Below are 19,164 nucleotides of genomic sequence, written 5' to 3'. Positions count from 1 at the left end.
GTGGGTGTCCAGCTGAAGCGTATCCCGCCGGTCCGGACCAGCCCGGGGGGCTTCCCGGCAGTATGGGGGCCCACCTGGGGTGATGCGGGCGACACGCCGAGAGGGCAAAAAGCTGCGCGCCGACACATACGTGGCGGCGCGCTTCTGGTGGTGCGTGCGGGTTGTGCGGTGCCCGAGATCAGGTCAGAGCGGGTTCCGGAAGCCGGAGCAGACCATCTGCTTCGGCCGCCGCCGCCGCGAGCCGGTCGTTCTCGGCCCGCAACCGGGTGATCTCGAACTCCAGTGCCTGAACCCGGGCACGCAATCGGGTGACCTCGTCGAGCAGGCGCCGGTCCGGCGCGGAACCCACGTGGCCGTAGAGGGCCTTCGCCATATCGTCTCCTTGTAATGCGCAGCCGGAAATGGCCGGCCAACGCGCGCCCAATGCCTCGCGACGTCTGCCCACGGGCACAAGTGGGCACGATCGGGCGCGACTGGCGACACCTCCATGTTCCGCCTGCGGCCCGCGTTCGTCAAGCGCAACAAGAAAGCCTTAGGAATTCCTTAGGCAGATTGCCCGATTCAGCAGGTCGCGTATAGCGTCCCCGACGGCTTGATGCAACAGGTTCGACCCGAATGGGTCGCGTTAGGAGGGACCGGGTGCAGGACACCGAGCACCTCGGTGCGGGTAAGCACCGCGACCCGCGGCGTACGTTCGGCCCCCTCGGCCTGGCGTTCGTGGTCATGATCATTCTAGGTGGCCTGGGCGCCGGGGCGGCACTGTTGCCCTCGAGCTTTGTCGGCACCTCCCACAGTTCGACCCAAGGCGCCATCGCCGGCCCGGGCGAGGGTGCTCTCGACGCCGACTCCGGCGGCATCGAGGACGGCCCGGACAGCGCCTACGGAGACGAGACGCTGTCCGAGCCGTCGCCGACGGCCGCCCCCACGACCGCGCCACCGTCGCCGTCACCGAAGCCGACGGCGCGCAGGACCACCCCCGCGCCGAAGAAGACCACCGCGTCGCCGACCCGGAAGCGGACGACCGACAGCGGTACGACGGTCTCGACCAGCGGCGCGGGCGGCACCGAGCAGGCCAAGGTGCTCACCGAGGTCAACAAGCAGCGGGCGAGCAACGGCTGCGGCGCGGTGACGGTCAACGCCAAGCTCACCAAGGCCGCCCAGCTGCACAGCCAGGACCAGGCCGAGCACAACAAGATGTCGCACGACGGCAGCAACGGCAGCACGCCGTGGGACCGGGCGCGGGCGCAGGGCTACGACAACGCGATCGGCGAGAACGTGGCCATGGGCTACCGCGACGCCGCGTCGGTGATGGACGGCTGGATGAACAGCCCCGGCCACCGCGCCAACATCCTCAACTGCGACGCGAAGGCGATCGGCATCGGGCTCGCGAAGGCGTCGGACGGCAGCCCGTACTGGACGCAGCTGTTCGGTTCCGTGCGGTAGTGACATAGCTGTCGCCTAGTCGACAGGGCGGCCGTCGGCGCGCCGGTGGGTCGTTGCCTTCTGCATGACCCAGACCGCCGCCGCCGCGGCGCACGGAGTCCCGTCGTGCGCGTCGCACTGATCAACGAAGGCACCTACCCGTACGCGCCCGGAGGCGTCGGCACCTGGTGCCACCAGATCCTCAACGGACTCGCCGGACACGAGTTCCACGTCGTCGCGCTCACCGGCCACGGTGGAGCGCGCGAACCCGCCTACCCGGTGCCGCCCTCGGTCACCGCCGTCGACACGTACCCGGTGTGGGACCGCCCGGTCACCGCCTCCGGCCGGATCGCGCGGCACCGGCGCCGGCGCGCCGCCTCCGCCGCGGCCGTGCTGCTCTGCCGCGGGCTGCTCGGCGACGGGCCGCACAGCGCCGGCATGTTCGCCGACGGACTGCGCCGGCTCACCGAGCTGTCCGGCGACGGCGCCCACCCGCTGTTCGGCGCGGAGCTCGCCGAGGTGCTGCTCGACGCGTGGCAGGCGTCCGCCGGGCCGTCGGCCGGCCGGCCGCCGCTCCCCCGCCTCTCGCTGCGCGACGCCCGGGCCGCCGCGGTGCTGCTCGAGCACGCGGTGCGCCCGCTGGCGTACGCGACGCCGAAGGTGGATCTCTGCCATCCGGCCGCGGCCGGCCTGCCGGTGCTGGTCGCGCTCGCCGCGAAATGGCGGGCCGGCACGCCGTTCCTGCTCACCGAGCACGGCGTCTACCTGCGGGAACGCTATCTGGAGTACGGCGGTCAGCTGCCCGTCGCGGTCAAGACCGTCCTGTTGCGCTTCTATCGCGCGCTGGCCCGGCTCGGCTATGCGGAGGCCGCGCTGGTCGCCGCGGTCAGCCGGTTCAACCAGCGCTGGGAGCTGCGGCACGGCGCCCATCCGGCCAAGGTCGTCGTGGTGCCCAACGGGGTCGAGCCGCTGCGCTACCCGCCGCTGGCCACCGAGCCCACCGTGCCGACGGTCACCTGGGTCGGCCGCATCGACCCGCTCAAGGACCTCCACACGCTGATCCGGGCGATGCGCACGGTCCGCGACGCCGAACCGCTCGCTCGGCTGCGACTGGCGGGCCCGGTGCCGGAGACCGGCCGGGAGTACGCGGCCAGCTGCCTCGCCCTCATCGAACGGCTGGGCCTGCGGGCGGCCGTCGACCTGTCGGGGCCGGTGACGAGCAGCCGGCAGGCGTACGCCGACGGGCACGTGGTCGCGCTGTCCAGCATCTCGGAGGGGCTGCCGTACACCGTGATCGAGGCCATGATGTGTGGCCGGCCGACGGTGAGCACCGACGTCGGCGGGGTGCCCGAGGTGGTCGGCAGCGCCGGCGTGATCGTGCCGCCGGGTGATCCGGTCGCGCTCGGCCGCGCCTGCCTGGACCTGCTCGGCGACCGGGAGCGGCGGCGGGCGCTGGGCGCGCACGGCCGGTCCCGCGCCCTGGAGCACTTCACCGTGGACCGGATGCTCGCGGCCTACCGGGCGCTCTATGCAGACGTGCGGGCGGCGGCATGAGCGCGCCGACGGTTGGTCCTGGAGTTGGCCCTTCGCGGCCCGTCGGCGGGCCGCCACCGCGGTCGATCGCGGACCTGGCCGCGCGGTTCGCGTCCGGCAGCGTCGTGGTCGTCGACGTCGACGAGCTGGTCGCGGCCATCGAGGCGGCCGGGATCAGCGACAAGCAGGCCCAGCTGCGGTACGGGGTGCCGACCGTGTTCGCGCTCGGCGAGGCGGTGCTGGCCCAGCTCTGGGCCCAGCGCGGCCGGCCCGGGGTCGTGGTCCGTCCCGGCCTCGCGCCGTTCGCCCGGGCGGCGCTCGCCCGGGCCGCCCTGTTCCTGACCCCGGCGCTGGCCGCCGTCGCCGCCGGCGATGCCCTCGACCGGGTCGGCTGGCCGATGCTGGCGGTGACGCTGGTGCTCGGCTGGTCGGGCGGGCAGGCGCTGGCGGCGGCCGGGTACGCCCGCGCCGCCACCGGCCCGGCGCTCCGGTTGATCGCGAGTGGGTTGCTGCTCGGGCTGGCGCTCGGCGCGGCGGTGGTCGCCCTCGCGCCGGCCTGGTTCGTGGGGTCGCGGCCGGCGGCGTACGCCGTCTGTGGTGTCGAGCTCCTCGCCTTCGCCGGTGTCGCGGCCGCGCTGGTGTCCGACCGGGTCGGCGCGGTGCTGCGCTGGTCGCTGCCGGCCTGGCTGGTGAGCGCGGCGCTGCTGGTCGGCGTGCTCCGGGACGCGACGGCGTGGGTGCTCGGCGCGGCCGTCGGGGTCGCGGCCCTGCGCGGGCTGGCGCCGGCGTTGCGGCGTTCGGCGGACCCGGCGCCGGCCCGGGTTCCGCTGCCGGCCGTGCTCGCGTACCTGCTGATCGGGGCCGGTCAGGCGGGCGCCTTCATCCTCGTCTGGCGACTGGCGCCGGGTGGTGGCGTGCCACCGGCGACAGTGCCGCTGCTGCTCGCCGTGCCGCTGATCGAGCTGTTCGTCGGCTGGCACGCCGCGAGCGCCGCGACCGGTCTCGACCTCTACGACGACGTCGCCATGTTCCGCAGGCACCTGCGCGCGGTCGGTGCGGTGACGCTCGCCGCGCTGGCGCCACCGGTGGCGATCGGAGCGGCGCTGGTGGTGGGCGCGTTCCGGCTGCCGTACGAGCTGTCCCGCATCCCCGACGCCCGTGCGCTCGTCCTGGCCGTCGCCGCCGGCGTGCTGCTGGCCGGCGCCTGGGCCGCCACGCTGCTGCTCGCCACCCGCGGCCGGCTGCTGCTGGCGGCGCTGCTCGCGCTGGCGCCGGTGGCGTTCGCGGCGGTGCCGGTCGCCGGTTGGCTCGTGGCCGTGCCGGGGGGCGGCGTCGACTCGTTGATCCCGGTGATGTTGCCCGCGACGGTGGCCGGCCTGGCCGCGACGTCGGTGCTCGGCCTCGCCGCCACCGCACACACCGTCTTCCAACCCGGGAGCTACCGATGATCGAGCTGCCGCGCCGGGTGCCCGGCGCCTCCACCGCCGGTCCGGCGCCGACCAGGCTGGTGCCGCTCTATGTGCACCCGCTCGAGGATCCGCAGGCGTGGGACGCGGAGGCGCTCGCGGGCGCCACGGTGGTCGTCAACGTGCACGACGGGCCGGGGCTCGACGGGCCCGACGAGGCCTACGCCGCGGTGACGGCGCGGCTCGCGGAGGCCGGCGTGCCGATGCTCGGCTATGTCGATCTGGGGCACGCCGCCCGACCCATCGCAGACATCGTCGCGGACGTCGAGGGTTGGACGGCGTACCCGATGTCCGGTGTGTTCCTCGACCAGTGCCCGACCGAGGCCGAGGGGGTCGGCAAGGTGGCGCTGGCGGTGCGGGTGGCGCGGCGAGCCGGCCTGTTCGCGGGGGTGCTGAACCCCGGCGCGCCCACCGACCCCGTCTTCCGCGACCTCGGCGTGCCGATCTGCGTGTTCGAGGGCGCGTGGGACGACTACCAGGAGTGGACGGGCGAGGGCTCGCGCCCCGGCGACGGCCACCTGATCCACAGCGTGCCGCCGTGGCAGCTCGAGCACGCCCGGCGCGTGATGGCCTGGCGCGGCGCCGGCTTCGGCCTGGTCACCGACCGCTGGATGCCGAACCCGTGGCAGGGCCTGCCGTCGGACGCGCCCCGGCCGCTGGCGGTCGTGCCTGGTTGAGCCGGCCCCTTTGTGGCTCCGGGGCCGGCGTCACCGTTGATCACATGTAGCGGTCGGCCTCGTCGCAGGTCTTCTCGGCGGCGTTGATCCGCTTGTTGAACTGCGACTCGGTGTCGGCGGCGAACGCCTCCATCAGCAGGTCGAGGCACTTGGCGACGACCTTCTTCTGCCGCTCCTGCTCGTTGCGGTCGTTCTTGGAACCTTCGAGCTCCTGCGACTTGAGCAGGTTCTCCGAGTTGACCGAGTCCAGGTTGGTCTGCAGATCCTCGATCTTCTTGGCCTTGGTGGCGATGTCGGCCTGCTGGGCCGCGATCTCCGTGTTGGCCCGGTTGGTCTCGCCCCGCTGGGCGACGAGGAGACCGCCGAGCAGGCCGGCCGCGACGAACAGCACGGCGGTGACGGCCGCGAGCACGATCGTGCTGGTACGCCGCTTCGGCGCGGGCGGCATGCCGTAGGGCGGGGACGAGAGGGGCTGCTCGGCGTACGGGTAGCCGGTGGCCGGCTGGCCGGAGACCGGCGGGACCGCGAACGGGCTCGTGCCGGAGGTCGGGGTGGCCTCGTGGGGCGTCGGCGTGGTCTGGGTCCCGTACTGGGCAGGGGTCGGCGTGCCGGGCGCCGCGTACGGCGACGGGGTGCCGGGCTGCGCCGCGTACGGCGACGGAGTCGGCGTGCCGGGCTGCGCCGCGTACGGCGACGGAGTCGGCGTGCCGGGCTGCGCCGCGTACGGCGACGGAGTCGGCGTGCCGGGCTGCGCCGCGTAGGGCGAGGCCGGCGCCGGGTACTGCGCCGGAGGCGGCGTGCTGGGCGGCGGGTAGGACGAGCCCGGCGTCGGGTAGGACGCGGTCGGTGCCGTGTAGGGCGACGCCGGCTGGGCGCCGGCCGGCGGGGTCTGGGCCGGCGGTGTCTGGGCGGGGCCACCGAAGCCGACGGTCGGCTGCTCCGGGGTCGGGTAGTGGGGCTCGGGGGTTTGGCTCATCGTTCACTCCAGGGGTTACGCGCTTGTTCGGGGAGACGTCGAGGGCGCGCGCACCCGACCGGATGCCACGCGCGGGGATGGGTTCTGGTCAGCAGACGGGGAAAAGCCGGCAGACGACGTCGACCGGCACGGCCAACCCGATGCCCTCGGCGTCGACCGCCTTGGCGGTGGCCACACCGACGACCTGCTTGGCCGAATTGATCACGGGACCGCCGGAGTTGCCGGGGTTGATCGGAGCGCTGAACTGGATCAGCGGCCCCGGCGAGTCGTCGAACGGCCGGGTGGCGCTGACGACGCCGGTCGTCACCGAGTCGGTCAACCCGAGCGGCGCGCCGACGACGGCGACCTGCTGCCCGGTAGCCACCTTGTCGGAGGCGGTGGCCAGACCGGTGAACTTCGCCGTGGCCGTCAGCTGCGCCAGGTCGTTGTCCTTGTCGACCTTGACGATCTTCGCCGGCCAGCGGGCACCCTCGCGCTCGAGGAAGACCTGGCGCCCGCCGTCGCCGTAGACGTCCTCGACGACGTGGAAGTTCGTGATCAGGTTGGTGCCGCCACCGCCGGCCGGCGCACCGACCGCGAACGCGGTGCCGGTCACGGGACCGGCCGCGACCCGGAACACGCTCGGCAGCGTCGCGGCGGCGATCGCCTGCGCGTCGAACGCGCCGCCCGCCTTGTCCTCCAGGGCCTTCGTGCGGCCTTCGACGGCGTCGAGCCGACCACGCTCCGCGTCGAGCGCCCGCTCCGCGTCGCCGACCCGCCCTGAGAGCTGCCCCAGCCAGACCGCCTCACCGGTCGCGACCAGAGCCAACACCGCGATGACCACGAGGGCCGCCACACGCCCGCGACGCCCCCGCGCCACCCCGGACGTCGACACGCCACCGGCGCCATACCCGAACGGCATCCCGGAACCAGGCTGACCCGCCGGCATCGCGGAGACAGGCTGACCCGCCGGCATCGCGGAGACGGGACCGGTCCCAGACCGCGGTTCGGAAACCGGCGGCCAGTCGGACGGCGCGGCGGCTCCGGCGTAGGCGCCCGGCGCGGCGTAGGGGGTCGGCGGCGGCGTTGCCGCGCCCAACCACGAAGCCGGCGCGCCGCCCGCGGACGGTGCGACGCCGGCGGCAGGAGCCGCCCCGGACCACGAAGCCGGCGCGCCGCCTGCGGACGACGCGACGCCGGCGGCAGGAGCCGCCCCGGACCACGAAGCCGGCGCGCGACCCGCGGACGACGCGACACCGGCGGCAGGAGCCGCCCCGCCGGGCGGGTAGGCCGACGCGGTGGGAGCGGGTGGCTCCGGTGGGCGCGGGTGGTGTGGATCGGCCTGCGGCGGCGGCCAGGCCGACGCCGGAGGTCGGCTGTGGTCAGCCGCCATGTCCCCGTTCACGCTCCTTCTGGGCCGTTGGCCCCGCAGGAACGTACCTGCTGATTGATCTTCGCGATGCCCCGGTGGATCAAGAACACATCACGGAGCTCAGGCGGCGCGGGTCACCCGGGGACGAGGCTGGCACTTCGGGCACGAGAACGAGGAACGGTTCATGAACGCCTCGCGGCGGATCGGGGCGCCGCAGCGGTTGCAGGGGCGGCCTTCCCGGCCGTACGCGTTGAGGCCTCGCTCGAAATAACCGCTCTGGCCGTTGACGTCGACATAGAGCGCGTCGAAGCTCGTGCCGCCCGCCGAGATCGCCTCGCCCAGCACGTCGCGGACGTGGCCCAGCAGGCGCAGCGCGGCCGGTCTGGTCAGGCGGTCGGTGGGGCGGGCGCCGTGCAGGGAGGCACGCCAGAGCGCCTCGTCCGCGTAGATGTTGCCGACCCCGGAGATCAGTGTCTGGTCGAGCAGCGCCCGCTTGACCTCGGTGCGTCTCCGGCGCAGACCGGCGACGAACGCCTCGTCGGAGAACGAGGGGTCGATCGGGTCGCGCGCGATGTGCGCGATCTCGGCCGGCAGCTCGGCCCCGCCGGGCGACACGGCCAGGCCGCCGAACGTGCGCTGGTCGACGAAGCGCAGCTCGGGGTCGCCGTCGGTGAACCGGAAGCGGATCCGCAGGTGGGTCTCGTCCGGCGTCGCGGCGGGCTGGAGCAGCATCTGGCCCGACATGCCGAGGTGGCCGACGATCGCGTCACCGCTGTCGAGCGGGAGCCACAGGTATTTCCCGCGGCGGCGGACGTCGAGGACCCGGCGCCCGACGAGCTGGCCGGTGAAGTCGAGCGGGCCCGGCAGGTGGCGGCGGACGGACCGGGGATGGTGCACCTCGACGGCCGCGATCTCGCGGCCGGCGACGTGCTTGAGCAGGCCGGTGCGGACGGTCTCGACCTCGGGTAGCTCGGGCACGCGGTAAACCTATTCGGCCGCCGACGGCGTGGCCACCTTCTCCACGGCCTGGTCCGACAGCTCCACCCAGGCGGTCTCGGCGGCGCGCTGCTCGGCCTCCTTCTTGCTGCGACCGTCGGCCCCGCCGTAGCGGTTGCCCGCCACCACCACCCACGCCGTGAACGTCTTGGCGTGGTCGGGGCCGGCCTCGTCGATGCGATATTCCGGGACGCCCAGGCTCAGCGTCGCGGTCAGCTCCTGGAGGCTGGTCTTCCAGTCGAGCGCCGCGCCGCGGCCGGCCGACGCCGCCATCAGCGGGTCGAACAGGCGGTGGATCACGACGGCCGCGGTGTCGAGGCCGTACTGCAGGTAGATCGCGCCCAGCAGGGCCTCGAGCGTGTCGGCCAGGATGCTGTTCTTGTCGCGGCCGCCGGTGGTCTCCTCGCCCTTTCCGAGCAGGAGGTACGGCCCGAGCCCGTCAGGGCCGAGACCGCGGGCGACGTCGGCCAGCGCCCGCATGTTGACCACGCTGGCGCGCAGCTTGGCCAACTGACCCTCGGGCAGGTCCGGATGGTTGTTGAACAGGGCGGTCGTGATCACCACGCCGAGCACCGAGTCGCCGAGGAACTCGAGCCGCTCGTTGGTCGGCAGACCGCCGTTCTCGTACGCGTAGGACCGGTGGGTCAGCGCCCGCTCCAGCAGGTCGGCGTCGAACGTGACGCCGAAGGCCGTCTCCAGGTGCGCGACCGGTGGCCGTCTGCGCTTGTCATGGTTCATGTCGTCACCTCGATAAGGTCGGCAAGCGCCGTGGCGATGCGGGTGATCGCGTTGATGCGGTGCAGGTTGGCGGCGAGCGCGAGGCCCGATGCGATGTCGTCGCCGGTCGCGCCGCCGTGGCAGACCACGACGGTGCCGGCGACACCGAGCAGCGCGGCGGCCCGGGGCGCGGCGCCGCCCGGCGGCGGACCCCCGGCCATGGCGTACGCGCCCTCGATGCCCTTGAGCAGGGTGTTGCCGGTGAAGCCGTCGGTCACCACGACGTCGGCGCGCTCGCCGGAGGAGATGTCGTAGCCCTCGACCAGGCCGACGTAGTGGGCGTCGCCGCCGAGCTTGAGGTCGGCCAGCATCGGGTCGGTGGTCCGGCGGACCCGGTCGCCCTTGCCGGTCTCGGTGCCGACGGAGAGCAGGCCGACCCGGGGCCGGGCGACGTCGTGGACGATCCCGGCGTACGCGGCGCCGAGCAGCGCGTGGCCGGCCAGCGTGACAGGTCGCGCCTCGAGCGAGCCGCCGACGTCGAGCAGCGCGACAGGGCCGGCGATGGCCGGGATGGTGGCGACCAGGGCGGGTCGGCGGATACCGGGCCAGCGGCCCAGGCTGAGCACGGCCGCGGTGACGATCGCGCCGGTCGCGCCGGCGGAGACGAGCGCGTCGGCCGCGCCCTCGGCGACGGCCAGGGCGGCGCCGCGCACGGTGGTGTCGGAGCGTCCGCCCCGCTGCGGCGGGTCGGCCATGCCGACGTGGCCCCACAGCGGGCGCACCGAGACGCGATCGCGGTCGGCGGGCGGGAGCGCGCCGATGACCTCGCCGGCCACCGGAGCGGGGCCGACGAGAAGGAGGCGTAGGTCGGGGTCAGCGGTCAGCGCTCGCAGAGCGCCGTCAACCACGACGGCGGGAGCTTCGTCCCCGCCGAGGAGGTCGACGGCGATCCGCACGGCGCCCGGTTCCACGGGTCGACCGGGAACCGGCACGCCGGGCGCCGACGCTGCCCGACCGGAGGTCGGGTGCGGCACGCCGAAATCAGACCTCGATGACCTGACGGCCGTTGTAGGTGCCACAGACGCTGCACGCGGCGTGCGGCAGCTTCGGCGACTTGCACTGCGGGCAGGCCACGGTCGCGACCGCCGAGGTCTTCCACTGCGCCCGGCGGGACCGGGTGTTGCTCCGCGACATCCGACGCTTGGGAACGGCCACGGGTCAGTCTCCTTCAGGGTTGAGTTGCGACAGCGCCGCCCAGCGCGGGTCGACCTGTTCGTGATGGTGATCGGCGGGCAGGTCGTCGAGCAGCCCCCCGCATTCGGGGCACAGCCCAGGGCAGTCCTCGCGGCACACCGGGTTGGTCGGCAGCGCGAGCACCACCGCGTCCCGTACCGCCGGCTCCAGGTCGATCAGGTCGCCCTGCAACCGGCCGATCTCGTCCTCGTCGGTCGTCTCGTCCGTGGTGCTGTGCGCGTAGGCGTACAGCTCCTGGATGTTGACGACCACCGAGTCGCTGATCGGGCGCAGGCAGCGGCCGCACTCGCCGGTGACCGGGACATCGACCGTCCCGGAGACGAGCACGCCCTCGGACACCGACTCGAGCCGCAGGTCGAGGCTCAGGTCGGCGCCTTCCGGCACCCCTATCAGCTCCAGTCCGAGGTCGGACGGTGCCTTGACGACGCGGTCGACCGTGCGCATGGCACCAGGACGGCGCGGCAGCTCTCGGGTGTCGAGAACCAGCGGCGACCGCGGATCGAGGAAGGTTTGCGTGTTTTTCGGCATAGTCAGACTCCGGCCTGTCGAGGCCGACATGCCAGGTTACCCGAGGGGTGCCGGCTGCGGCGAACCGGGCTGGTCAGAACGGCAGCGGACGCTCGGCCTCTTCTCCGACGAACGAGCCGATCTCACGCAGGGCGTGCATCTTGTCGCGCCCGCGCTCGATCGAGGCCAGCGCTCGGGTGAGGAACTGCTCGAAGTTGGCCAGCGCGGTGTCGACGTAGTCGTCGACCTCTTCCCGCAGCCGCTGCGCCTCGGCCCGGGCCTCGGCGATGATCCGGGCGCCCTCGTGCTCGGCGCTGACGGTGATCTCGTTGACCGAGACCAGCCGCGCGTGCTCGGCCTCGCCCTCGCTGATGATCCGGTCGGCCTCACGCTTGCCGGCTTCCATGATCTTGTCGCGCTCGTCGAGCAGGGCCGCGGCCCGCCGCAGCTCGCTGGGGAGGTCGGCGCGGAGCTCGTCGAGCTTGGCGATCATCTGGCCGCGCTCGACCATCGCGCTGTTGCGCGACATCGGCACCGCTCGGGCGTGTTCCACCATCGCGATGATCTCGTCGATCTGCTCGAACGGATCCACCGCACTCTCCTGTCATCCTCGGCCGGCGCCGCCGGTCGGCTGCTCCGCGTCCATCATGCGGCCCGGAGTCGACACCCGGCCCAATCCGGATCGGCGCGTCGCACTCCGTATGGGGGTGCCCGCGCACCCGATATCGAACCATGACGATCTGACGATCGGGAAGGTCAGACCGTCCCGTTGCCGGCCAACCGGCCGCGCAGGGCCACCAGCACATGGTCGGGGACGTGGGCCGACACGTCACCGCCCCACTTCGCGACCTCTTTGACCAGGCTCGACGACAGGTACGAGTGGACCGGGTTGGTCGGCATGAACAGGGTCTCCACCCCGGCCAACCCGATGTTCATCTGCGCCATCTTGAGCTCGTAGTCGAAGTCGCTGACCGCCCGCAGGCCCTTGATCACCAACGGCGCCTGGACCGCCCGGCAGAAGTCGACCAGCAGACCCTGGAACGACTGGATCCGGACGTTTCCGTAGCCCTCGGTCGCCTCGCGCAGCATCGCGATCCGCTCGTCGATGCTGAACAGGCCCGTCTTGGACTGGTTGATCAGCACGCCGACGATCACCTCGTCGAACAGCCGGCTGCTCCGGCCGATCACGTCGAGGTGACCATTGGTGACCGGATCGAAGGACCCGGGACACACCGCACGCCTCATGATCGGCGACCGTACCAAAGCGTCGTCTCGCCGTAACGGCGGCTGCGCGCCCACGTGACCCCTTCCACCTGCGGGATCGGGCCGCCGCGGGACGATCGCTCGACGACCACCACGGCGTCCGGGGCCAGCCAGCCGCCGCGGACCAGCGCGGTCACCGTCGTGGCGATCTCCTCATCGGTCACGGCGTACGGCGGGTCGGCGAACACGACGTCGTAGGGGTCGCCCTCGGGCCCCCGGTCGAGGACGGCGGCGACCTTGTCGGTTACCAGCCGCGCGGCCGGGGCGGCATCGAGCGCGGCCAGGTTGCCACGGATGGTCCGGGCGGCCCGGGCGTCGGACTCGACGAGCAGCACGTGGGCGGCGCCCCGGGACAGGGCCTCCAGCCCGACCGCGCCCGAGCCGGCGTAGAGGTCGACGAACCGGGCCCCGTCGAGGTCCACCAACGACTCGATGCTGCTGAACAGCGCCTCGCGTACCCGGTCGGAGGTGGGTCGGGTGCCTGACCCCGGCGGCGCCGCCAGCCGGCGGCCACCCAGCGTCCCCGCGACGATGCGGGTCATGACTGCCTGCCCATACCGGTGCACGCTACCCGTTGGAGTGAGGCGGCTTTCACGCGCCGCGACGATCGGGGACCGCCGTGTGACAAGCCGTATATCAACGGTCTCGAATCGATATCACCATTCTTAGGTCCGGCTGATAACGGCGTGTCCGTTTCAGGAAACGCTAAGGTCTGCGGCTATGCCGGCTGCCGCCCAGCCGGCGACCCGTGGCGAGGCCCTTGCCCGTGTCGCGACCGACCACTGTCGACGGTGACGCGGGTGCCTCAGCCGTGCCCTGAAACGCCCCCATCTGTCAGGAGTACGCGTGTTCCACATCCCATCCGCACTGCGGCGATCGCTCGCCGTCGCTGGGGCCGCCTTCGTCGGCCTCGCCGCGACGGTCGCCCTCGGCTCCCCGGCCAGTGCGCACCACCCAGAGGTCTCGGGCACGGCGACGTGCGTCGAGGGCAAGTGGCAGGTCGACTGGAAGGTCGCCAACAGCGAGCAGGACCTGGACGGCGACCTCACCGGCGTCCGTTTCAGCCCGGATTTCCAGAGTGACACCGTCAAGGTCGGCGCGGCGCTGCCGGCGTTCAAGGGCAAGGACTCCGTGCTGCGGGCCAGCCAGGTGCTGGACGCCGGGGTGACGTCGGCGACGCTCTCGGTCGACGCCCACTGGGTCCGCAACGGCAAGGACGTCAACGGCACCCGGTCGGCGACCGTGACCGTCCCGGAGCGTGGCTGCCGCACCTCGAAGCCGTCGGTCACCTTCACCGACGACTGCGCGGGCCAGGTGACCGTGGTCGTCTCCAACGGCGCCGAGGCCACCAAGGCGCTGCGCTACACCGTGTGGACCGAGGGCGGCGACGAGCCGGTCGCCAAGGGCACCGTCGAGATCGGCAAGTCCTCCGAGCCGATCGTCGTGCCGCCGACCTCCGAGGAAGAGCCGGTCAAGGTCATCGTCAAGAGCGGCCGCACCGAGATCGGCGCACACGAGTGGACCGAGCCCGAGGGCGGCTGCGTCCCGGACATCGAGATCAAGCCGACCTGTGACGAGCTGAGCATCACGGTCACCAACCCGCCGAACGGCCTCGAGTTCGACCTGGTGTTCACCCCCAACACCGGCGAGCCGCAGACCATGAAGGTCACCAAGGACTCCACCAACACGGTCACCTTCAAGGCGGCCGAGGGCCTGGTCGTCACGCCGAGCGTCGGCGAGGAAGACCTCGAGCCGATCGCCTGGACCAAGCCCGACAACTGTGACGAGGACACCCCGACGCTGCCGAAGACCGGCGTCAACGCCGGCGCGCTCGCCGGTGGTGCGGGCGGCCTGCTCGCGCTCGGTGGCGCGGCGTTCTACCTCGCCCGCCGTCGCAAGCTCCGGTTCACCGCCTGATCGCTGAACCGACCGAAGCGCGCCATCCCCGGGGCATCCGGGGTGGCGCGCTTCGCCTTTGTGTCGAGTGACACCTTGGCGTCAGCGAACCCGGCCGCCCGGCTCGGCGTCTTTATGCTGGTCGGGTCGATCTGGGGGGAGCGAGACAACCGTGTCCACTTTCGCGACCAGGACATGGGAGGGCATGACCATCCCGTGTGCTGGTGTGTACAACTTGGACCAGGCACACAAACGGGTGGGGTTCCAGGCGCGGCACATGATGGTCAGCCCGGTGCGGGGGGAGTTTCAGGAGGCCACGGCGCAGATCATCGTCGGCGAGGACCCGCTCGCCTCGTCGGTGACCGCCATCATCCAGACGGCCAGCCTGACCACGCACAACCCGGACCGCGACACCCACCTGCGCAGCCCCGACTTCCTCGACGTGGAACGGTTTCCGACGCTGCGCTATCGCAGCACCGGCATGTCGTGGAAGGGCGCCGACGACCCGATCTTCCTGTGGGCGCGGCTGCGCAACAACAAGCTCAACCGGCGGATCCCCGGCCCGGAGCCGGCGCCGGGCCCGGTGCGGTTCACGCTGCACGGCCAGCTCACGGTCCGCGACGTCACGCGCCAGGTGGATCTGCAGGTGGAATGGGGCGGCGTGCGCCGCGACCCGTACGGCAAGGACATCTTCGGCTTCAGCGCGAGCACCGAGATCGAACGCGAGGACTACGGCCTGCTGTGGAACGTAGCCCTGGAAAGCGGCGGCGTCCTGGTCGGCAAGACCGTCCACATTGAAATAGCCGGCGAGGCCCTCCGCGCCGATTAGTGCGCGCAGCCCAGCCCCAACAGGGCGGCGGCGTTGTCGTGCAGGATCCGCCGCTCGTCGGCCGGGGCGAACCCGAGCGACCGCACCGCGTCGAGCGCCACGGCCGGATCGGTCAACGGCCAGTCACTGCCGTGCAGCACCCGCTCGGCGCCGAGCCGCTCGACCACCCAGCGGAACTGCGCGGCGAACGGCCCACCGGCCAACAGCGGCGCGGTCGCCGACAGGTCGTGCCACACGTTGCCCGGCCACCACGGATAGCGGGCGGCGATCTCATAGGTCAGCAGGTCCGCGAACCGGGTCCCGTTGAGATGCGCGAGCAGCAGCCGGCTACCCCCACAGCGCGCGGCCAACGCGAGCAGCTTTCCGGGCTGGTCGGCGTCGAACGGGTTGAAACCGTCGAAGAGCACCACGAGCCCCCGCTCCCCCGCCCGGGCGACCACCTCGGCGACCGGCGCGTCCGCGACGTCGAAGCCCTGGGTGACCGGGTGGAGCTTGACCATCCGGGCGCCGGCGGCGGCGACGCGATCGACCTCGGCGAGCGCCCCGTCGTCGTGTGGGTGCACTGAGACCACCGGCACGAGGAAGCCGTCGGTCGCCTCGGCCGCGGCCAGCACGGCGTCGTTGCGCGCCGGCGTCGCCGGGTCGTCCCTGCGGGCGATGACAATGGCGGTCGCGTGGCAGACGTCGGGCAGGCGCACGGCGCCGAGCAGTCCCTCGACGCCCTCGTCGTGGGCCGGCGTCATCGGCTCGTCGCCCGGGAGGCGCAGGTGGGCGTGCACATCGACGATCGCCACGTTGGGAGCCTAGCGGGCGTCAGGCTGAGCCGGCGCAGCCTGAGGGCGGGGTCGCCAGCTTCGGGACCGTTTCGATGATCGGCTTGGAGAAGACGATGGTCCACTGGGCCGCGGCCTCGTACGTCTTCGGGACCGTCACCTGGATCGGCACCTCGCGGTCGACCGTGGTCAGCACCGTGGCGTCCGCTTTGTCGGCGGCGTGCCAGCAGACCCGGTCGAAGAGGCTCACCAGGTCGGTCGGCGGGAAGGTGGGGGCCGGGATGCCGCAGGCCAAGGTGATCGCCGGGTCGCCGTACGCCGCGTTCTGCTCCTGGCCCTCCGTGACCGGGCGCTGGGGGCGGTCCCGCAGCGTGGTCGGCAGCTGCGAGAGCAGGGCGCGGCAGAGCGTCTCGGCCCGCGGCGACAGGGCCGGCGCCGCCATCCGCACCGGCGTCGTGGCCTGCGGTCCGGGGGTGGGCGGCGCCGCCGCCGGCTCGTCGGGTGAGAATTGCCAGAAGGACACCAGCGCCACGATGACGGCGAGCGGGATGGCGACCGCGGTCGCGATCAGGGCGGCCTGGCGAGTCGAACGGTCCACTTACAGATGCACCACCGAACAGGTGATCGTGCGGGTGATTCCGGGCACGAGCTGCACCCGGGAGACGATCATTTTCCCGAGCTCGTCGAGGGTGTGTGCCTCGGTCAAGGCGATCACCTCGTATGGTCCGGTCACGGCGTCGACCCGGACGACGCCCGGAATATCCGAGATTGACGCGGCCACGTCACGCGCCTTTCCGACCTCGGTCTGGATGAGGATGTACGCCTGGACCACGACCCGTCTCCAATCGCCGCCAACGGCACGAGAAGTGAAACTACCGCAACGGACCAGGTAACGACCCCGGAGGTACTGGTGAGTGTGGCCCGCACGGGCGAGTTCGGGCTGATCGCCCGGGTGACCGCCCGGCTGCAGCCCGGACCCGGCACGCTGCTGGGCCCCGGCGACGACGCCGCGATCGTCTCCGCGCCCGACTGTCGCGTGGTGGCGTCCACCGACGCGCTGGTCGAGGGCCGCCACTTCCGCCGCGACTGGGCCAGCGCCGTCGAGATCGGCCACCGGGCGGCCGCGGCCAACCTGGCCGACATCGCCGCCATGGGCGCCACGCCGACCGCGCTGCTGGTCGCGCTCTGCGCGCCGCCGGGGCTCGACGCCCGCTGGGCCGAGGACCTGGCGGACGGGCTGGCGGCCGAGGCCGCGACCGTGGGCGCGGCGGTGGTCGGCGGCGACATGGCCGGCAGCCCGACCCTGACCATCGCGGTCACCGCGCTCGGCGACCTGGGCGGGCGCCGGCCGGTCACCCGCGACGGCGCCCGGGCCGGTGACGTGGTCGCGCTGTGCGGGCGGGTCGGCTACGCGGCCGCCGGCTACACGGTGCTGAGCCGCGGCTTCCGCACCCCGGTGCTGCTCGTCGACGCGTACCGGCGGCCTCGCGTCCACTACTCCGCCGGGCCGGCGGCGGCCCGGGCCGGCGCCACCGCGATGCTCGACGTCTCCGACGGGCTGATCCAGGACCTCGGGCACATCGCCAAGGCCAGCAAGGTGGCGATCGACATCGACCGGGGCGCGTTCGAGGTGCCGCCGCAGATGCGCGACGCGGCCCAGGCGCTCGGCGTCGACCCGTACCACTGGGTGCTCGGCGGCGGCGACGACCACGCGCTGGCCGCGACCTTCCCGCGCGACCGCACCCTGCCGGAGGGCTGGTGGGAGATCGGCCGGGTCATCGAGGGTACGGGTGTGACGGTCGACGGCAAGCCGCCCAAGGGCCCGGCTGGCTGGGACCACTTCTCCTAGGGAACCCGATCGGGGCGCCGTGGCAAGTAGGGGTATGACCACGACGACCACCGATGCCACCGTCGACCCGGCGGATCTGGCGGGCATGTTCACGGCCCACGGGCGGGAACTGCTGCGCTACTGCACCCGCCGGGTGGGCGAGCACGTCGCCGAGGACGTCGTCGCCGAGACCTTCCTGATCGCGTACGAGCAGCGCGCGCGCTTCGACCCGAGCCGGGGCGCGGTGTTGCCGTGGCTCTACGGCATCGCCACGAATCTCCTGCGCAGGCACCGGCGCACGGAGGTACGCGCGCTGCGGGCCCTGGCCGACACCGGCGCCGGGGCCGACGCGGCCGACGAGCGCGTCGACGCGCAGCGCACGGTCCGCAAGCTCGCGGGAGTGCTGGCCGCGCTCCCCCGCCGCCAGCGCGACGTGCTGCTGCTGTTCGCGGTGGCCGAGCTCGACTACGCGGAGATCGCGGCGGCGCTCGGCATCCCCGTCGGGACGGTCCGGTCGGCCCTGCACCGGGCCCGCGCCAAGGTGCGCGCGGCCCTCGCCCCTGAAGGAGAGACACCGTGACCGACCCAGACATCGTCGCCGTGCGCGAGCTGCCGCCCGGCGTCGCCGAGCCGACCGACGAGTCGGTGTCCCGCACCTGGCACGGCCTGACCCGCCTGCAGGCGGGCCGTCCCGCCCAGCGCCGCCGGTGGGTCCCGGTCGCCGCCGCGCTGGTGGTGGCCGGCGTGGCCGGCGGTGGCGTCACGGTGCTGTCCGACCGGGGCGCCGGCCCGGCGGTCGAGGTCGGCACCGCGCCCAGCGCTCCGGCACCGACCCCGCCGCCGCCGAGCGGCAAGGGCACGGACCCGTCGGCCGGCGGCGCCTCCAACGAGACCATCACGCCCGAGGAGAAGGCCGCCTATGTCGGACCGAGCAAGCCGATCAGTGCCCCTCAGGCGATCGAGCGGTTGGCGACGGCGGCCGCCGGCTCGCCGACCGCCACGGTGGGGACCGGGCAGGTCGTCTACGTGCGGCTGCGGGGCTTCAGTGCCGTGCGCGGCATCGGCGAGGTGGTACCCGGCAACGAGCCGGCGGCGCCGGCCGATATGTGGGTCACGGACGACCGTGAGATCTGGTTGTGGCCGGAGGGCATGACCGCGGCCGCGACACGCCGGTTCGGCAGCACCGCGCCGGGGGTCGGAACCAGCCCGTCCGCCGTCGACAAACCGTCGATCTGGCAGCCGACGCCCGCGTGGCTCGCGGCACTGCCCACGGATCCGGCGGCATTGCGGGCGGAATTGCTGGCCGGCATCGGCGACAACGCCAAGTGGAGCGCCGACCACCTGTTGGCCAAGGAGATCGGCGAGCTGCTGGTCAGCTCGGAGCCGCTGCTCACCGCCGACGTCCGGGTGGCGATGCTGGAGGTGATCAAGGGCTGGGAGGGGCTGTCGGCCCGGGAGACGGTGATCGACGGCCGGCAGGTCTGGGCGATCCGGCAGACCGAACAGGGCCGCTTCGACGAGATCCTCTTCGACCCGGCCACGGGGCGGGCCGTCGGACGCGCCTCGGGCATCGACGGCACGCTCGACCACCAGGCTCTCTGGACGCACAAGATCGTCGAAGCCCCCGGCGAGCGCTAGCCCCGCTGTGACCGTCGCGACAGCGGCGGCGGCCGGTC

23 protein-coding genes are annotated in these 19,164 nt (G+C 73.1%); 9 read left to right on the top strand and 14 right to left on the bottom strand.

All coding sequences use genetic code 11. The features are described 5' to 3' along the window. Positions 1-178: 178 nt before the first annotated feature. The gene (locus O7635_RS16995; RefSeq protein WP_089254960.1) at positions 179-373 is read right to left on the bottom strand and encodes a hypothetical protein; all 195 of its coding nucleotides are present in this window, start codon (positions 371-373) and stop codon (positions 179-181) included. Between the two features lie 266 nt (positions 374-639). On the opposite strand from O7635_RS16995, the gene O7635_RS16990 reads away from it, so the two are divergent. The 4 genes from O7635_RS16990 to O7635_RS16975 all read left to right on the top strand — a co-directional run bounded on the left by O7635_RS16990 (position 640) and on the right by O7635_RS16975 (position 5,098). Further along, on the top strand, positions 640-1,443 hold the full coding sequence (locus tag O7635_RS16990; protein WP_278081403.1) for a CAP domain-containing protein: 804 nt from the start codon (positions 640-642) through the stop codon (positions 1,441-1,443). A 105-nt stretch (positions 1,444-1,548) separates the two neighbouring features. After that, the gene (gene pelF / locus O7635_RS16985; protein ID WP_278081402.1) at positions 1,549-2,976 is read left to right on the top strand and encodes a GT4 family glycosyltransferase PelF; all 1,428 of its coding nucleotides are present in this window, start codon (positions 1,549-1,551) and stop codon (positions 2,974-2,976) included. Beyond that, entirely contained in the window at positions 2,973-4,403 is a 1,431-nt protein-coding gene (locus O7635_RS16980; RefSeq protein WP_278081401.1) for a hypothetical protein, read from the top strand. The genes pelF and O7635_RS16980 overlap by 4 nt, the downstream gene beginning before the upstream one ends. Then, positions 4,400-5,098 (top strand): spherulation-specific family 4 protein, encoded by a 699-nt coding sequence (locus tag O7635_RS16975; RefSeq protein ID WP_278081400.1) that lies wholly within the window; start codon positions 4,400-4,402, stop codon positions 5,096-5,098. Before O7635_RS16980 ends, O7635_RS16975 begins: the two co-directional genes overlap by 4 nt. A 40-nt stretch (positions 5,099-5,138) precedes the next feature. Here the strand turns inward: O7635_RS16975 and O7635_RS16970 are convergent, their stop codons facing one another. The 10 genes from O7635_RS16970 to rsmD all read right to left on the bottom strand — a co-directional run bounded on the left by O7635_RS16970 (position 5,139) and on the right by rsmD (position 12,704). Then, positions 5,139-6,074: a hypothetical protein gene (locus O7635_RS16970; protein ID WP_278081399.1), complete on the bottom strand. Its 936-nt coding sequence runs from the start codon at positions 6,072-6,074 to the stop codon at positions 5,139-5,141. 88 nt (positions 6,075-6,162) lie between these two features. Further along, positions 6,163-6,975 (bottom strand): trypsin-like peptidase domain-containing protein, encoded by an 813-nt coding sequence (locus O7635_RS16965; protein ID WP_278081398.1) that lies wholly within the window; start codon positions 6,973-6,975, stop codon positions 6,163-6,165. Between the two features lie 570 nt (positions 6,976-7,545). Beyond that, complete coding sequence (gene mutM / locus O7635_RS16960) at positions 7,546-8,403, bottom strand: bifunctional DNA-formamidopyrimidine glycosylase/DNA-(apurinic or apyrimidinic site) lyase (protein WP_278081397.1); 858 nt, start codon at positions 8,401-8,403, stop codon at positions 7,546-7,548. A 9-nt stretch (positions 8,404-8,412) separates the two neighbouring features. After that, positions 8,413-9,159 (bottom strand): ribonuclease III, encoded by a 747-nt coding sequence (rnc, locus tag O7635_RS16955; RefSeq protein WP_278081396.1) that lies wholly within the window; start codon positions 9,157-9,159, stop codon positions 8,413-8,415. Then, a complete protein-coding gene (locus O7635_RS16950; protein ID WP_278081395.1) occupies positions 9,156-10,109 on the bottom strand; it encodes a phosphate acyltransferase PlsX in 954 nt (317 codons plus the stop codon). The genes rnc and O7635_RS16950 overlap by 4 nt, the downstream gene beginning before the upstream one ends. Positions 10,110-10,179: 70 nt before the next feature. Next, complete coding sequence (gene rpmF / locus O7635_RS16945) at positions 10,180-10,353, bottom strand: 50S ribosomal protein L32 (RefSeq protein ID WP_203706145.1); 174 nt, start codon at positions 10,351-10,353, stop codon at positions 10,180-10,182. A gap of 3 nt (positions 10,354-10,356) precedes the next feature. Next, positions 10,357-10,920 carry a DUF177 domain-containing protein gene (locus O7635_RS16940; protein WP_278081394.1) on the bottom strand — a complete coding sequence of 188 codons (564 nt, stop codon included), beginning with the start codon at positions 10,918-10,920 and terminating at the stop codon, positions 10,357-10,359. A 73-nt stretch (positions 10,921-10,993) separates the two neighbouring features. Further along, on the bottom strand, positions 10,994-11,491 hold the full coding sequence (locus O7635_RS16935; RefSeq protein WP_278081393.1) for a hypothetical protein: 498 nt from the start codon (positions 11,489-11,491) through the stop codon (positions 10,994-10,996). A 164-nt stretch (positions 11,492-11,655) separates the two neighbouring features. Next, positions 11,656-12,144: a pantetheine-phosphate adenylyltransferase gene (gene coaD, locus O7635_RS16930; protein WP_278081392.1), complete on the bottom strand. Its 489-nt coding sequence runs from the start codon at positions 12,142-12,144 to the stop codon at positions 11,656-11,658. Beyond that, positions 12,141-12,704, bottom strand: a complete 564-nt coding sequence (rsmD, locus tag O7635_RS16925; protein WP_278081391.1) for a 16S rRNA (guanine(966)-N(2))-methyltransferase RsmD — start codon at positions 12,702-12,704, stop codon at positions 12,141-12,143. The genes coaD and rsmD overlap by 4 nt, the downstream gene beginning before the upstream one ends. 304 nt (positions 12,705-13,008) lie before the next feature. On the opposite strand from rsmD, the gene O7635_RS16920 reads away from it, so the two are divergent. Both O7635_RS16920 and O7635_RS16915 read left to right on the top strand, forming a co-directional pair. Next, positions 13,009-14,079: an LPXTG cell wall anchor domain-containing protein gene (locus O7635_RS16920; protein ID WP_278081390.1), complete on the top strand. Its 1,071-nt coding sequence runs from the start codon at positions 13,009-13,011 to the stop codon at positions 14,077-14,079. A 184-nt stretch (positions 14,080-14,263) separates the two neighbouring features. Next, positions 14,264-14,887, top strand: a complete 624-nt coding sequence (locus O7635_RS16915; protein ID WP_278085501.1) for a YceI family protein — start codon at positions 14,264-14,266, stop codon at positions 14,885-14,887. Here the strand turns inward: O7635_RS16915 and O7635_RS16910 are convergent. From O7635_RS16910 to O7635_RS16900, 3 genes are read right to left on the bottom strand one after another with little or no spacing between them, the layout of a single operon-like run. Then, complete coding sequence (locus tag O7635_RS16910; protein WP_278081389.1) at positions 14,884-15,681, bottom strand: amidohydrolase family protein; 798 nt, start codon at positions 15,679-15,681, stop codon at positions 14,884-14,886. The genes O7635_RS16915 and O7635_RS16910 overlap by 4 nt on opposite strands. A gap of 19 nt (positions 15,682-15,700) precedes the next feature. Then, complete coding sequence (locus O7635_RS16905; protein ID WP_278081388.1) at positions 15,701-16,258, bottom strand: DUF3515 family protein; 558 nt, start codon at positions 16,256-16,258, stop codon at positions 15,701-15,703. Next, positions 16,259-16,492 carry an Lrp/AsnC ligand binding domain-containing protein gene (locus tag O7635_RS16900; protein WP_089254975.1) on the bottom strand — a complete coding sequence of 78 codons (234 nt, stop codon included), beginning with the start codon at positions 16,490-16,492 and terminating at the stop codon, positions 16,259-16,261. It abuts the gene before it with no gap. A 78-nt stretch (positions 16,493-16,570) separates the two neighbouring features. Between O7635_RS16900 and O7635_RS16895 the strand changes: the two genes are divergently transcribed. From O7635_RS16895 to O7635_RS16885, 3 genes are read left to right on the top strand one after another with little or no spacing between them, the layout of a single operon-like run. Then, entirely contained in the window at positions 16,571-17,509 is a 939-nt protein-coding gene (locus O7635_RS16895; RefSeq protein ID WP_278081387.1) for a thiamine-phosphate kinase, read from the top strand. A gap of 34 nt (positions 17,510-17,543) precedes the next feature. After that, entirely contained in the window at positions 17,544-18,068 is a 525-nt protein-coding gene (locus O7635_RS16890; RefSeq protein ID WP_278081386.1) for an RNA polymerase sigma factor, read from the top strand. Further along, the gene (locus tag O7635_RS16885) at positions 18,065-19,126 is read left to right on the top strand and encodes a hypothetical protein (RefSeq protein ID WP_278081385.1); all 1,062 of its coding nucleotides are present in this window, start codon (positions 18,065-18,067) and stop codon (positions 19,124-19,126) included. The genes O7635_RS16890 and O7635_RS16885 overlap by 4 nt, the downstream gene beginning before the upstream one ends. Positions 19,127-19,164 lie beyond the last annotated feature (38 nt).

Source organism: Asanoa sp. WMMD1127, from assembly GCF_029626225.1.
Classification (GTDB): domain Bacteria; phylum Actinomycetota; class Actinomycetes; order Mycobacteriales; family Micromonosporaceae; genus Asanoa.
The sequence above is the reverse complement of the archived record's forward strand: the minus strand, read 5'-3'. Positions and strand labels throughout refer to the sequence as shown.